This window comes from Streptomyces sp. NPDC001027, assembly GCF_040299045.1.
Lineage (GTDB): Bacteria > Actinomycetota > Actinomycetes > Streptomycetales > Streptomycetaceae > Streptomyces.
This window is the reverse complement of record NZ_JBEPBI010000035.1, coordinates 38,849-53,134: the sequence shown is the minus strand read 5'-3', so window position 1 is coordinate 53,134 and position 14,286 is coordinate 38,849. Positions and strand designations below refer to the sequence as shown.

The 14,286-nt window shown below is 72.1% G+C and carries 9 protein-coding genes, 1 tRNA gene, 1 other RNA gene and 2 pseudogenes; 4 read left to right on the top strand and 9 right to left on the bottom strand.

The window, feature by feature from the left end; all coding sequences use genetic code 11:
• Nucleotides 1-91: 91 nt before the first annotated feature.
• The 6 genes from ABT300_RS13300 to ffs form a co-directional block, all read right to left on the bottom strand.
• A complete protein-coding gene (locus ABT300_RS13300) occupies nucleotides 92-991 on the bottom strand; it encodes a phosphoribosylaminoimidazolesuccinocarboxamide synthase (RefSeq protein WP_351674566.1) in 900 nt (299 codons plus the stop codon).
• Nucleotides 992-1,142: 151 nt separating this feature from the next.
• The gene (locus ABT300_RS13295) at nucleotides 1,143-2,666 is read right to left on the bottom strand and encodes a N,N-dimethylformamidase beta subunit family domain-containing protein (RefSeq protein ID WP_351674564.1); all 1,524 of its coding nucleotides are present in this window, start codon (nucleotides 2,664-2,666) and stop codon (nucleotides 1,143-1,145) included.
• A gap of 440 nt (nucleotides 2,667-3,106) precedes the next feature.
• Nucleotides 3,107-5,113, bottom strand: a complete 2,007-nt coding sequence (locus ABT300_RS13290) for a hypothetical protein (protein WP_351674563.1) — start codon at nucleotides 5,111-5,113, stop codon at nucleotides 3,107-3,109.
• A 420-nt stretch (nucleotides 5,114-5,533) separates the two neighbouring features.
• Entirely contained in the window at nucleotides 5,534-6,784 is a 1,251-nt protein-coding gene (gene purD, locus ABT300_RS13285; protein ID WP_351674561.1) for a phosphoribosylamine--glycine ligase, read from the bottom strand.
• A 107-nt stretch (nucleotides 6,785-6,891) separates the two neighbouring features.
• Complete coding sequence (locus tag ABT300_RS13280; protein WP_351674559.1) at nucleotides 6,892-9,291, bottom strand: DNA polymerase III subunit gamma and tau; 2,400 nt, start codon at nucleotides 9,289-9,291, stop codon at nucleotides 6,892-6,894.
• A gap of 77 nt (nucleotides 9,292-9,368) precedes the next feature.
• An RNA gene (ffs, locus tag ABT300_RS13275) (signal recognition particle sRNA small type) lies at nucleotides 9,369-9,467 on the bottom strand.
• Between the two features lie 71 nt (nucleotides 9,468-9,538).
• On the opposite strand from ffs, the gene ABT300_RS13270 reads away from it, so the two are divergent.
• Nucleotides 9,539-9,626, top strand: a tRNA-Ser gene (locus ABT300_RS13270).
• A gap of 79 nt (nucleotides 9,627-9,705) precedes the next feature.
• On the opposite strand, the pseudogene ABT300_RS13265 reads toward ABT300_RS13270, so the two are convergent.
• Nucleotides 9,706-10,431, bottom strand: a pseudogene (locus ABT300_RS13265) (site-specific integrase); the annotation flags it as partial.
• A 124-nt stretch (nucleotides 10,432-10,555) separates the two neighbouring features.
• Between ABT300_RS13265 and ABT300_RS13260 the strand changes: the two are divergent.
• Both ABT300_RS13260 and ABT300_RS13255 read left to right on the top strand, forming a co-directional pair.
• Complete coding sequence (locus ABT300_RS13260) at nucleotides 10,556-11,908, top strand: IS256 family transposase (RefSeq protein ID WP_351674557.1); 1,353 nt, start codon at nucleotides 10,556-10,558, stop codon at nucleotides 11,906-11,908.
• Between the two features lie 73 nt (nucleotides 11,909-11,981).
• Nucleotides 11,982-12,461, top strand: coding sequence for a hypothetical protein (locus tag ABT300_RS13255; protein WP_351674556.1), 480 nt, complete (start codon nucleotides 11,982-11,984; stop codon nucleotides 12,459-12,461).
• A gap of 39 nt (nucleotides 12,462-12,500) precedes the next feature.
• On the opposite strand, the pseudogene ABT300_RS13250 reads toward ABT300_RS13255, so the two are convergent.
• Nucleotides 12,501-12,836 (bottom strand): annotated as a pseudogene (locus tag ABT300_RS13250) (tyrosine-type recombinase/integrase); the annotation flags it as partial.
• Between the two features lie 262 nt (nucleotides 12,837-13,098).
• Between ABT300_RS13250 and ABT300_RS13245 the strand changes: the two are divergent.
• Entirely contained in the window at nucleotides 13,099-13,581 is a 483-nt protein-coding gene (locus ABT300_RS13245) for a hypothetical protein (RefSeq protein WP_351674554.1), read from the top strand.
• A 181-nt stretch (nucleotides 13,582-13,762) separates the two neighbouring features.
• Here ABT300_RS13245 and ABT300_RS13240 read toward each other — a convergent pair whose 3' ends face one another.
• A complete protein-coding gene (locus ABT300_RS13240) occupies nucleotides 13,763-14,281 on the bottom strand; it encodes an HAD domain-containing protein (RefSeq protein WP_351674552.1) in 519 nt (172 codons plus the stop codon).
• Nucleotides 14,282-14,286: the final 5 nt, after the last annotated feature.

Below are 14,286 nucleotides of genomic sequence, written 5' to 3'. Positions count from 1 at the left end.
TTCCCTCGGTGTTCTCCTCCCACCGCGTGTGGTCGCCCCTGGGCGGCCGCACCCTCCCGCCGCCCCCCTCCCCCGCGGGCGGCCTTCTCCGTCACTCCCAGCCGCCGCCGGTGAGGCGCTCGTAGGCCTCGACGTACTTCGCGCGGGTCGCGTCCACGATCTGCTGGGGAAGCGGCGGCGGGGGCTGCTCGCCGTGCCGGTCCCAGCCGGACTCGGCGGAGGTCAGCCAGTCGCGCACGAACTGCTTGTCGTACGAGGGCTGCGCGCGGCCGGGCTGCCACTGGTCGGCCGGCCAGAAGCGGGACGAGTCCGGGGTCAGGACCTCGTCGGCGATGACCAGGTTCTCGTCCTCGAAGCCGAACTCGAACTTCGTGTCGGCGAGGATAACGCCCCGGTCCCGGGCGATGTCGCGGGCGCGGCCGTAGACGGCGAGGGTCGCCTGACGGAGCGCGGCGGCGGTGTCGGCGCCGACCTGGCGGGCCACCTCCTCGTAGGAGACGTTCTCGTCGTGCTCGCCGACGGCCGCCTTGGTGGCCGGGGTGAAGATCGGGGCGGGCAGTTCGCTGCCGTCGACCAGGCCCTCGGGGAGGGCGAGTCCGCAGACCGTGCGCGTCTCCCGGTATTCGGCGAGGCCCGAGCCGGTGAGGTAGCCGCGGGCCACGCACTCGACGGGGACCATTCGCAGCGACTTGCAGACCAGGGTGCGGCCGGCCCAGTCGGCGGGGGCGCCGGCGGGCAGCTCCGTGCTGAGGACGTGGTTCGGGACCAGGTCGGAGAGCTGGTCGAACCACCACAGGGAGAGCTGCGTCAGGATGCGGCCCTTGTCGGGGATCTCGGTCGGCAGCACCCAGTCGAAGGCGGACGTGCGGTCACTGGCGACCATCACGAGGTCGCCCGCCTCGTTCTGGTACAGCTCGCGCACCTTGCCGGTGTGCAGATGCACCAGGCCCGGCACCTGGAGGGGCTCGGGCTTTTCTACGAATCCGGACACGGTTCCTCCCCGTGGTTCTGTCTCAGTGGCCTGATTGTCCCGTACATCGGGATCGGCCGAGGACAGCGGGGTGGGCGAGCAGCGGGGACAGGGGAGTGGGCGGGCAGCGGGGGACAGCGGGGCGGGCGGGGCAGGGAGCGGGCGTACGGGGTCAGTGGTGTTTGCAGATGCGGTCCAGGAGGTTGGCCGTGGCGCGCTGGACGCGGGGATCCGCATGGCCGGGCCGGTCCAGGGCCGGGGACCAGGCGAAGGTGCCGGAGGCGAAGACCAGGGCGCCGGAGGGGGCGCGGTAGAGGGAGGTCTCCTGGTGTCGCAGGACGCCCTCGCTGTCGCGGTACGGGGAGTGGGCGAGGAGGATGCGGTCCTCGTGGGGCGGCAGCGCGGTCCGCGGGAAGTACCGGTCGGCCTCGCCCGCGACCAGGTGCTCGATGCCGTCGCCCTCGCCCGCCCCGGTCGCCTCCCACAGCCAGTGTCCGGCGTTGCGGACGATCAGCGGATGCGGCTCGGGCACGCGCCCCGCGTACTGGATGCCGATCAGCTGCTGCTCGGCCCGGTCGATCTCCCGCCACAGCACGGCCCGCCCGGGCCCCCTGCGTTTGCGGCAGGTGAGCAGACGCGCCGGGACGCCCGACGGCGACGGGCCCAACTCGACCTGCCAGTAGAGGGAGTTGGCGGAGAGGAAGACCAGCGAGGTGCCGCTGTCGCGGGCGAGCTCCACGGTGCGGCGCATACGCGTCGACCAGTACTCGTCGTGGCCGGGGAAGACCAGGCCCCGGTAGCGGGTGGGGTCCACGGCGCCGACGTGCAGGTCACGGGCGTCGGCGTAGGCGACGTCGTAGCCGTAGCGCTCCGCCCAGCGGATGAAGTCGTAGGCGTGGCCGACGTGCAGCGGGAGGCCCGCACCGGCGTACGGACGGTCGAAGGAGACCGTGGTCGCCGCGTCGGCCTCGCCGAGGAGCCGCCCGTCGTCGTCCCACGCGTGGTAGAGGCTGGCGCCGGTGCGGCCGTCCTCGGGATACAGGTTGTAGGCCTGCCAGGTGACGTCGGGCAGGACCAGGAGCAGATCGGCGCGACGGTGGTCGCGGACCGTGAAGGGCACGTGCGACCGGTAGCCGTCGACGGTGGTGAGGACGGCGACGTACGCGCCGACGTTCCAGTACGACGGGATCTGCAGCCGCCAGGAGAGCCACCAGTGGTGGCAGGAGACCGTGCGGTCGGCGGTCAGCGGCGGAGGCTGGACGATCCCGGACAGACGCGGACTGGTGGTGATCTTGGCCGCGCCGTCGCCGTCGTAGTGGCCGATGCGGTAGACGTCGACGCTGAACTCCTGGGGCGGGTCGACCGTGATGTGGAAGTCGACGGCCTCGCCCGGGGCGACCGCGCCGGTGGAGACGAACCCCTTGATCTGCCGGCGGACGTCGTCGGCGGACCGGGGGGCGCCGGATCCCGGCGCGATGCGCGGGGCGGGGATGCGGGGGCCGCCGGGGGTCTGGGCGGCGCCGGGCGCCGGGTTCGGGTCCACGTACCAGGGGACGACCTGACCGGTGTCGTCGAAGTACGTCTCGCTGCCCCGCAGCCAGGGGACGGGGCCCTGGCCGAAGGGGTCCGTCACGGCGTGGGCCAGCGCCCCCGACTCCCATCGGCGGATGTGCTTCGGTCCTGGTCCGGGTCCCATGGTGCTCCCCTCCCCTGTGCCCCGTGACGACTGGCGATGCGTGCGGCTGGTGACTCGTGTGGCTGGTGACTCGTGTGGCGACCGGTGACTCGTGGCGGCCGGTGACCGCCTCGTGGCGGCTCATGCGCAGGTGAGCGCGGTGCGCGGGGCCAGGTGCTCGGAGGCGGCCGGCAGCCGGCAGCCCACGGTTCCGTCGTCCTCGTCGCTCCGTCTTCGCTCGTCGGCCCGCCGCCGGTCGCCTCCGCCGCCCGCCCCTGCGGCTTGTCCTATGTCCCGCGCCCTTGCCATGGGCTCGTTCGATCCCAGCACATCACATAACGCGCGCAGACAGTCACGATTCGTTGCGAATTGGCCGAAAGTGGAAGAGGCTACTCCGGTGCGCGACCGTCGTCCGGGCCGCTGGACGGGTGCCGGGCGGGGCGCTGGGCGCGTCGCCGCGCTCAACCCAGCCGCACCGGCTTCTCCGGGCGTATCCCCAGCTCCACCAGCCACGTCCGCAACGGGACCGCGTCACCGTCCTCGACGAGGCTGAGGACGCGGGGAGCGAGGTCCGCCACCCGCTCGCCGTCGACCAGGAGGGTCGGGCCGTCCAGCCAGTCGAGGCCCGGGGTCGCGCCGACGGTGTCCATGGCGGCGCAGCACACCATCGCCGTGACGTGGTCGGCGAGCAGCTCCCGGTCGGTGCGCGGCGGCTGGAGGGGGAACAGGGGGAGCGCGCCGTCGTCCCAGAGGGCCGCGTCGGGCCCCTGCCCGGACGCCGGAGGGCCGACGGGAGCCGCGTCCGCGGTCGCCGCCTCCTCCTTGCCGACCTCGGCGCCGATGCGTGCGGCGAGGGCGGCGCTGCGCGGGTTGGCGGCCGACGGCTCGTCGCCGTCGGGACCGGCCTCGGGACGTGGGGCCGCGTCCCCGGGCGGAACGGACCCGGGAGCGGAGCCGGCGGAGCCGACGGAACCGGCGGAGGCTTCGGCCGCGGAGGCGACGGGTTCGGCGGCCTCGGCGGCGGCTCGGGCCCCGTGAGGCGGGCCGGGCGCGTCCGTCAGCGGCAGCGCGGGGGACGGGTCCGCCGACGGCGGCGCGGGGGACGGGCGGAGGGTGTCCGCCGCGAAAGGGCCGTCGGCCGAAGGAGCCGCCGTCGTCCCCGCAGTCGCCGTGTCGGTCAGGTGGTCCAGGACGCGGGCCAGGGTGGGCCCGCCCGCGTGTGCGGCGGCCGAGGGGTCGGGGGCACGGCGGACTCCGAGGGCGTCCAGCACCCGGTGGAGACGGGCCGCGTCGGTGCGCCACTTACGGTCCACGACCTCGTCGGGGTAGTCGTCCCAGGCCACCGGCGACCAGTGCGGGCCGGGCTCCGCGGGACCGCCGTGGAAGAGACGGGCGGCGAGCAGCGACGCGGCCTCGTCGACCACGCCGGGCTCTTCCAGCAGATCGCAGGCGGGACGCTCGCCGAGGCGGGAGGCGAAGCCTTCGGCCAGCCGGTCGCGGCGGGACAGCTCGGTGAGGGCGGCGACGACGCCCGCGTCCAGCCGGGACGGCCAGCGGCCCATCCGCCAGGCGGGCAGCGCCACGCGGGTGAGGAGCCGGTCCCAGCCCGCGTACGCCAGGCCCACCTGCTCCTGGGCGACGATGCGCAGCCCGTAGTCCACGGCCTGTGCGCGCTCGGCGGCCGCGGCGGCCACCCCTCGCTCCATCTCGCCGGCGTGGACCTGGCAGCCGCGCAGCATCAGCCGCGCCACCCAGCCGATCCCGGAACAGAAGGGACGCAGGACGGCACTGCGCCCGGCGCGCTCGGCGCAGACGGCCACCGCGGCGTCCAGACCGCGCACGTACCTGCGGGCCGCGGCTATGTCGGGGTGGGCGGAGGGGCCCGTACCGGCGACGACCGGGGCCAGGACGGCACGCAGCTCGCCCACCCGCATCCACCACAGGAACGGGGAGCCGATGACGAGCACCGGCGCCGTCGCCGTACGGCGGTGCAGGGGGCCGCGGGAGCCGCCGGGGCCGGCTATCTCGTCGGCGCCGCGGGACGGCGGCGAGCCGTGGGCCCGGTGGGTGCGGTCCTCCAGCCAGCTGTCGCAGTCCGGCGTGAGCGCTATCGCGGAGGGCGCGGGGACGTCCAGCCGGTCGGCGAGGTCGCGGACCAGCCGGTACAGGTCGGGGGCCGCCTGCTCGGCGACGGCGACCGTGGGGCTGACGGCGGGCCGGGCGCGTGCGATCACCAGCGCGATCACCCCGGCCGAGAGCAGGACGACGACCGCGACGACGGACACCGCCCAGCGCACGGCGTCCCAGCCCGCGCCCTCGAGACGCCCGGTGGCCCCGCCCACGAGCAGGATCACGGCGGCGGCCGCGGGCAACAGCGCGAGGGCGAGGGCGCGGCTGCGGATGCGCAGCACGGCCAGTGCCCGGGCGCGCGCCGCCCGCGCGCCCATCTCCACACCCATACCGGTCATGACCGGAGCTCACCCCCTCCCTGCAGTCCTGTGTCCCCCGGCTGTCTTCGCAGTGCTCACTCCCCCACTGTGGCACCCGCCACCGACATCGCAATGCCGGTGGGCCAAGTGCCGGAACGACGACCGGGACGCTTGCGCCGCACCCTAGTTGGCGCTCCGGCCCCCGTCAGCCGGATAGCTCAGCGCTCACTCGATGGAATGGCTTTGGGGAAAGGTGTATGACACAGGGCAACGATCAGGCCCCGGGTTCCACGGCCCCTCGATGAGGGGTCCCGTGGAGGCCCGGGGCCTGGATTCTGTCGGGAAGTCGCCTGGTGGGACGCGGGAGACGCGTGGGCCGTGAAGAGCGGGCGACCCGGCCGCGGGCTGTGGGCCGCGAGGAGCGGGACCGCCCGGGGCCGAGCGGGGCCGAGGGGGGCGTTACGCGCCCGCCGCCCGGGCGGCGATGTCCGTACGGTGCTGGGAGCCGTCGAGTCCGATGCGCGCGACCGCCCGGTACGCGCGCTCGCGCGCCTCGCCGAGATCGGCGCCGGACGCGGTGACGGACAGCACGCGCCCGCCGGCGCTGACGACCGCGTCGCCGTCCTGCCTCGTCCCGGCGTGCAGCACGTACGCGTGCGGCGCGTCCTGCGCGGCCACCTCGGCGAGGCCGGTGACGGGGTCGCCGGTGCGCGGGGCGTCCGGGTAGTTGTGGGAGGCGATGACGACGGTGACGGCCGCGTCGTCGCTCCACCGCAGGGGCGGCAGGTCGGCGAGGTCGCCGGTGGCGGCGGCCTTCAGGACACCGGCCAGCGGCGTCCTCAGACGGGCCAGGACGACCTGCGTCTCGGGGTCTCCGAAGCGGGCGTTGAACTCGATGACCCGCACGCCGCGGCCGGTGATCGCGAGGCCGGCGTAGAGCAGCCCGGAGAACGGGGTGCCACGGCGGCGCATCTCGTCCACGGTCGGCTGCAGGACGGTCTCCAGGACCTCCTCGACCAGCTTCGGATCGGCCCAGGGCAGCGGCGAGTACGCGCCCATGCCGCCCGTGTTGGGACCCTCGTCGCCGTCGAGCGCGCGCTTGAAGTCCTGGGCGGGCTGGAGCGGGACCACGCTCACGCCGTCGGTGATCGCGAAGAGGGAGACCTCCGGGCCGTCCAGGAACTCCTCGATGACGACGCGGTCGCAGGCGGCCGCGTGCGCCGAGGCTGCCGCCAGGTCGTCGGTGACGACGACGCCCTTGCCGGCGGCCAGACCGTCGTCCTTGACGACGTACGGCGGGCCGAACGCGTCGAGCGCCTCGGCCACCTCCTCCGGGGTGGTGCAGACGTAGGAGCGGGCGGTCGGCACGCCGGCCGCCGCCATCACGTCCTTGGCGAACGCCTTGGAGCCCTCCAGCTCCGCGGCCTCCTTCGAGGGGCCGAAGACCGGGATGCCGGCCTCGCGCACCGCGTCGGCCACCCCGGCGACCAGAGGCGCCTCCGGGCCGACGACGACCAGTTCGGCGCCCAGCTCGACGGCCAGCGCCGACACGGCCTCGCCGTCCAGGGCGTCGACCTGGTGCAGCTCGGCGACCTCGGCGATGCCGGCGTTGCCGGGCGCGCAGTGCAGCGCGGTGACGGCGGGGTCGAGGGACAGTGAGCGGCACAGGGCGTGTTCGCGGGCGCCGCTGCCGATGACGAGGACGTTCACAGGGGTCAGCCTAACGGTCGGAGCACGCGGCGCTTTGTGCGGGCTTCCGAAGAGCGGGGCGGCTCGGGCCTGTGCGTTCCTCCAGGAGCCGGGGCGCCTCTACTCGTTTACTCGTTGGTGAACTCCTCCACCACCGTCGCGCCCAGCTCGCGCACGATCAGCTCGTAACCGGAGAGGGCCGACTCGTTGAGGTCGGGGTCGTCGTCCTCCGGGATGTCGTCCTCGGGGGCCACCGGCTCGGGGACGGCGGGACGGGACGGCGCCGGCGGTCTGGAGGCGTCGGCTGCGGGGGCCGACGCCGGCCCGGGAGAGCCGGGAGAGGCCGCCTGGCGAGCGGGGCCGGCGGACGCGCTCGTGGCCGGCGACCCGGACGCGGCCATCGCCGACGGCCCTGTCGAACCGGCGCCGCCGTAGCCGCCCGGACCGCCGGAGCCGCCGTGCCCACCGGCGTTGCCGGGGCCGCCGTACCCACCCGGGGCGCCGCCCGCGGCACCGCCGCCTCCGCCGCCGCCGAAACCTCCGCCGAACCCTCCGGTGGCCGGGGGCGCCGAACCGCCGGACGGGTCGACGACCGCGTCGATCTTCCACTGCACGTTGAACTGCTCGGACAGCGCCTGCCGCAGCACGTCCTCGCTGCCGCTGCTCGCGAAGTTGTCCCGGGCGCCGGCGCTGACGAAGCCGATCTGCAGCGTCGTGCCGTCGAAGCCGGCGACATGGGCGTTCTGGCTGAGCAGGATCCAGGTGAACCGACGGCGGTTCTTGACCGCGTCCAAGATGTTCGGCCAGAGCATCCTGGGGTCCGGGCCGCCGGTGGGCGGCGCGTACCCGGCGGGCGCGGCGGCCGGTGCGGACGGCGCGCCCTGTGCGACCGCCGGGGCTGCCGGGCCGGGTGCCGCCGGTGTGGCCGGAGGCCGACCGCCGCCCCCTGCCGGCGCGGCCGTGGGCCAGCCGCCGGGGCGACGCCCGCTGCCCGCCGCGGTGGCGATCGGCCAGGCGCCGGGGGCGGGCTGGGCAGGAGCCTCCTCCACGGGCGGCGCGGCCGTCTCCGGAGCCGTCGGCGGGGCGGCGGGCTGGACGACGGAGGCAGGCGCGGCGGACGCGGCGGGCGGCGCGGACCGAGCGGGCGTCGGCACAGGCGCGCCGGCCCCCTGCCCGGGCCCCGGTCCCGGGCCCTGCGGCTGTCCCGCCGCCTGCCCCTGGCCTCGTACGGCGGCACGGGCCGCCGCCGCCCCGCCGCCGTGCGCCTCCGGCCCCGGCACGTACCCCATGGCGGGCGTGGCGGGCGGCATCGGCGCCATCGCGGTCATCGGCGCAGCCTGCATGGCGGGTGCGCTCTGCGCCGCCGCCTGCACCCCGCGCTCGATGCGGTCGAGGCGGGCCATGACCGAGCGTTCGTCCCCGTAGGCGGCGGGCAGCATCACGCGCGCGCAGATCAGCTCCAGCTGGAGCCGGGGGGAGGTGGCTCCGCGCATCTCCGTGAGGCCCTCGTTGACGAGGTCGGCGGCCCGGCTCAGCTCGGCGGCGCCGAAGACGCCGGCCTGGGCCTGCATGCGTTCGATGACGTCGGCCGGGGCGTCGATCAGCCCCTTCTCCGCCGCGTCGGGCACGGCGGAGAGGATGACGAGGTCCCGCAACCGCTCCAGCAGGTCGGCGACGAACCGCCGCGGGTCGTTGCCCCCCTCGATGATCCGGTCCACGACCTCGAAGGCGGCCGCCCCGTCGCCGGTGGCGAAGGCCTCGACGACGGAGTCGAGCAGCGAGCTCTCCGTGTACCCGAGGAGGGACGTGGCCATGGCGTACGTCACACCGGCGTCGTCGGCGCCGGCGAGCAGCTGGTCCATGACGGACATCGAGTCACGCACCGACCCGGCGCCGGAGCGCACGACGAGCGGCAGCACGCCGTCCTCGACGGGAATGCCCTCCTGCCCGCACACCTCGCCCAGGTACTCCCGCAGGGTCCCCGGCGGGACGAGCCGGAACGGATAGTGATGCGTACGGGAGCGGATGGTCCCGATGACCTTCTCGGGCTCGGTGGTGGCGAAGATGAACTTCAGGTGCTCCGGCGGCTCCTCGACGACCTTGAGGAGCGCGTTGAAGCCGGCCGACGTGACCATGTGGGCCTCGTCGATGATGTAGATCTTGTAGCGGCTGCGGGCAGGCCCGAAGAACGCCTTCTCCCGCAGGTCACGCGCGTCGTCCACACCGCCGTGCGACGCGGCGTCGATCTCGATGACGTCGATGGATCCCGGCCCGTTCCTCGCCAGGTCCTTGCACGACTCGCACTCCCCGCACGGGGTCGGCGTGGGCCCCTGCTCGCAGTTCAGACACCTGGCCAGGATCCGCGCGCTGGTGGTCTTCCCGCACCCACGCGGCCCGCTGAACAGGTACGCGTGATTGACCCGGTTGTTCCGCAGCGCCTGCTGCAGCGGGTCGGTGACATGCTCCTGCCCGATGACCTCGGCGAACGACTCCGGGCGATAGCGGCGGTACAGCGCGAGAGACGACACGCATACGAGGTTATAGGCGAGCACTGACATCAGACCCACGCCCAGCGCCCGCCGGCCCCCGCCCGCCCGGCCCCGGAAACGCAAGCGCCCCCCACGCACCCGCCAGAGCCGACCTACCCTTGCTGCCTTCCGGCCCTGGGGGAGTTCAGTCAGATAGCGCCGCGTGAGGGGCTCCGCACAGGCTACAGGATCCGAGCGGGGGGAACGAGTTCGCGAGCACTCCTCAACGTCTTGTATTGTTTGCCGCGGAGGATTCGCCTAGTGGCCTAGGGCGCACGCTTGGAAAGCGTGTTGGGGGCAACCCCTCACGAGTTCGAATCTCGTATCCTCCGCCAGTGCCTCACCGGGCACGATGTCGAAGGGCCCCGCTGTTCGCAGCGGGGCCCTTCGTCGTTGTCCGTCTCAGTTTCCGTCTCAGTTCGTCTCTGAGTCCGTTTCCGGGAGCCCCCAGAGAGCATCGCCGACTTGCTGCGCGACTTTGCGGAGCATGCTCCCCGTCACATGCATATATCGGGCGCGCATCCGTGCCGCTCCCCCGGGCTCCCAACCCATGATCGAGTCGATCACGACGTCCGGGACGTCGAGGATCAGCAGGACGGTCGCGGCGGTGTGGCGAGCGTCATGGAGACGACCGTTGCGGACGCCTGCGTCCCGGAGCAGCCGCTTCCAGACGTGGAAGTCGGTGTTGGGGCTCAGCGGTCCGCCGACCGGCGAGGCGAAGACGTACCCCTTGCCCTCCCAGTCGGCACCGGCCGCGATCCGCTCCCGCTCCTGTGCTTCCTGGTGCTGGCGGAGAATCTTGATCAGCGGATCGGGCAGGCCGATGGTGCGCCTGCCCGCGCGGGACTTGGTGGACTTGTGCTCGCGACGGGTCTGCTCGCGGCTGGGGCAGTAGCCCGCCTTCCGGCCGCACGGGTTGGCACCGCAGGCGTGCGCGTACTTGGGGCGCAGCCGGTTCTTACGGATACGGACGTACCCCGCGTCGAGGTCGACGTCTTCCCAGTGCAGGCCGAGCGCCTCACCCTGACGGAGGCCGAGCGCCAGGGCGACGACCCAGCGCGCGCTGTTGCGGAGCTTGGCCGCCTCGACGAGGAGGCTCTGCACCTCTTCGATCGTGAACGGCTCGATGTCCTCCTCTTCGGAGCAATGCTCAGGACTTGTGGATCGGTTCTGGGAGGGCACGCGGAGGGCGTACCTTCCCGATTGATCCTGTGATGGTCACCGAGTAGGCCCGCGTTGCAGCGCGGGTCGGGAAGGTACGCCCGTGCTCAGCGTAGTTACCGACGACGGCTCCACCCAGTCCGGCTCCCTGATCGACGAGGTCGTCCGCGATGGCGCCCGCCGGATGCCGGCCGCCGCACTGGAGGCGGAAGTCAACCAGTACATAGCCGAGTTGACGGCCGAGACTGACGAGCACGGGCGGCGCCTGGTGGTCCGCAACGGCCACCACCGGCCCCGCACCGTGGTCACCGCGGCGGGCCCGGTCGAGGTCACCGCGCCACGCGTCAACGACCGCCGCGTCGACGATGCCACCGGTGAGCGCAAGCGGTTCTCCTCCAAGATCCTGGCGCCGTGGTGCCGAAAGTCGCCGAAGATCTCCGAGGTCCTGCCGCTGCTCTACCTGCACGGACTGTCCTCCGGGGACTTCGTCCCGGCGCTGGAGCAGTTCCTCGGCGGTACTGCCGGCCTGTCGGCCGCGACCGTCACCCGGCTGACCAAGCAGTGGACCGACGATCACGCAGCCTTCCAGGCACGTGACCTGTCCGACCGCGACTTCGTCTACGTGTGGGCCGACGGGGTGCACCCGAAGGTCCGGCTCGGCCAGGCCCACTCCTGTGTCCTAGTCCTGCTCGGCGTCCGCCTGGACGGCACGAAGGAGCTGATCGCCCTGGCCGAGGGACTGCGGGAGTCCACCGAGTCGTGGGCGGACCTGCTGCGCGACTGCCGCCGACGCGGCATGCGAGACCCCGAGCTGGTGGTCGGCGACGGCGCGATGGGCCTGTGGCGGGCGCTCGCCGAGGTGTTCCCGGCCGCACGGCCGCAAAAGTGCTGGGTTCACAAGTCCCGGAATGTCTCGAACTGCCTGCCGAAGTCGGCTCAGCCCGGCGCGACGAAGGCCATGCAGGAGATCTACAACGCGGAGTCCCGCACCCATGCCGAGAAGGCGATCGAGGCGTTCGTGAAGACCTACGGAGCCAAGTTCCCGAAGGCCGTCGCGAAGATCACCGAGGACCGGGACGAACTCCTCGCGTTCTACGACTTTCCCGCCGAGCACTGGATCCACCTGCGGACCACCAACCCCATCGAGTCGACCTTCTCCACCGTCAAACTCCGCACCAAGGTCACCCGCGGTGCGGGCAGCTCCGCGGCCGCGCTCGCGATGGTGTTCAAGCTAGTCGAGTCCGCTCAGGCCAGGTGGCGCGCGATCACCGGAGCCCACCTGGTGTCCCTGGTTCGCGCCGGTGCACGGTTCGAGAACGGCGTCCTGGTCGAGCGCGAGGAAGCAGGCCGCGTGACCCCCCACGACATCCTGCAGAGTCAGACGAGCGCGCTTCCCTCGACGAGCTGCAGCAGGTCGCTGACGCGGACGAGGTCGACGACCGGTGGAAATGCCTGAGCGGCGCCACGAGCCGGCATGTCACCCTGAGGTCGCCCAAGGGCGGACCGCTGGACCTTCGCAGGAGTGAGCAATGAAGTATGTCGATCTCGATGCCCGAGTCGGCGAACTGACCGGGGTCCTCGACCCTGGCCCCTACCTTGAGCTTCTGCCTGCGCTGAGCACCAGCCTGCCCCCGGGCGCCAGGGTGTTCGCCACCGACCCGAGCCACTACGACTTCGCCGGGCGGCGCTGCGTCAAGGACCTGATGCTCCACCAGGCGACCGTCCTCCACCAGGGTCAAGCCCTCGACCTCCGCCTCCGTCACAACTGTTGGAAGCACGAGGAAGACCTGGTCATTCGTTATGCGGGGGTGACAGCCGTCCAGATCAGCACTCCGAACGAACCCTCGACCTGGGAAGACCTCGGCACGCTGATCCTGGACGAGATCCTTCCTCACGATCAGGGCTGCACTCACGAGATGGCCTTCAGGCCCGGGTCGGTCATCGTCACGTGCAACGACATCACCGCTACCTGGGTCGCAGCGCGCTGCCCCGAAGCCCACGGAGGCTGAACAAGCTCAGCGCCTCACCCACAAGTCTTGACTATTGCTCTCCTCTTCGAGCCGAGGAGCCTTGGCGATCTCTGCCGCGTTGGAGGCGACGTGCCCGCGCCTGACTGCTTCACCGAGGGCGACCCGGATCGTCCGGTGAGCGTGGTGGGCGGTGCCGGCGGAGCTCCCGGACGTCTGCATCTTCCCGTAGAAGCGCTCAAGGTGCTCCGGCTCCAGGCGGTCGAGCTTGTGAGCGCCCAGGCCGGGGACGAGGTGAACGCGGACGTCGACTTCGTACCCGTCGTACGTGTTCTCGGAGACGTACGGCTTGGCGATGTTCTCGACCCAGTGCTCGAGCCAGGCTTGCAGCGTCCAGCTCTGCCCCGGCTTCCTGAGCTAGCGCAACCTTCTCTGGTCGACGATATGGCAACGTGGCTGAGGCCGGTGGGGGTGCGGCGAGGCACATGCGTGCGTGATCGGTCTATGCACCCGCCATCGTGGCTGACTGTCGTCGGCCGAGCTTCGCACATGTGGGTCCCACGGCGCGGCCGTGACGCAGGGGGTTAAGGAAGCGCTCCCGTGTGTCGCTATGTAGGAGCACGCACGCCGCTACCCAACTGTCACAACTGCCAGTCATTGAGCGCGCCAGGAAGGTAGCGTGACGGCCGTCACACCTGGAGGGATCGGCATGGCATTCATCTCGAAGAAGAGCCCAGAGCAACAGGCGCAGGCCGCCGCGGAGAAGGAGCGCAAGCGGCAGGAGGTGGAGGAGAAGCAGCAAGCCGAGCGACTCGAGCGCGACCGACGAGCGTTCCTGTCCACACCTGTGGGTCAGGCACGCCAGCGCTTCGAGCAGGGGGACCTCGTGTATCAATGCTCAATGGACGTCATGAGCCAGCAAGCGGTCATCGTCGCGATGGTTGGCAGTGCGACCACTAAGCAGACGACCGATCCCGTAGTCGTCCTCAACGCCGTATGCCGAGAGGGCTGGGAGCTGGTGAACGGTTCCTTCGTCTTCGTGGAGCAGGGACAGCAGAGCCGCGACAAGTTCATGTCGTCCGGTCAGAACGTCGCCATCAAAGGTGAAACCGTGGGCTACTACCTCTTCAAACGCTGCGAAGCGAACCGACGCGAATCTTGACCGCCCGCCGGAAGATGACGTGGCTCCACTGGACGAAGAGCGACGGATCAGAAGGTTCTGACATCCATGGCTTGACATCAACGACGCCGGACAACGGCAAGCGCCAGCGTCTCTGGTCGGCCGACGCATCAGTCGCCAACAGCAGCTGGAGCGGGCCCGGATCGAACTCCTAAAGCGGTGCTCAGGAGCGGTTGCACAGGGTGGAGCGGAGCCAGCGGGCGAGCTCGGCGAAATCGTCGTCAGTAAGGGCTGCGACCGGATCGACGCGGTGCAGCAGCGACTGACCTTCGTGCTGCGCAGAGACCCAGAGGCGGTCCATATCGCTGATCTCGTCATCGACCCAGATGAACGAGCGGCGGCCGGCCCACGCGACAAGATGGCGGGTCTTCCAGTGCAAGCCGCGCGGCCCCTCGTCGGTGAGCACGTCTGGCCACTTGACCACAGGCAGCCGCGGCAGCCCGATGCGCGGAGCGACTGCTTCGTTCGCATCGTCCATCCACGTCGAGGCCCACACCAAATCGCACCCCAGCGCCATCAAGCGCGGACCAACGGCGGGGTCGAGTCGCTCCAGCAGCGGGTTCCCCAAAACGCAGGACACATCGGAACGGAAAGCAGGGGCCGCCCGTGGGGGCTCCCCAAACGGGATGAGTGGCCCGTCGACGTCGAGGAACAGAATGGGGCGCTCCGTTGAGCCGGTCACAGTAG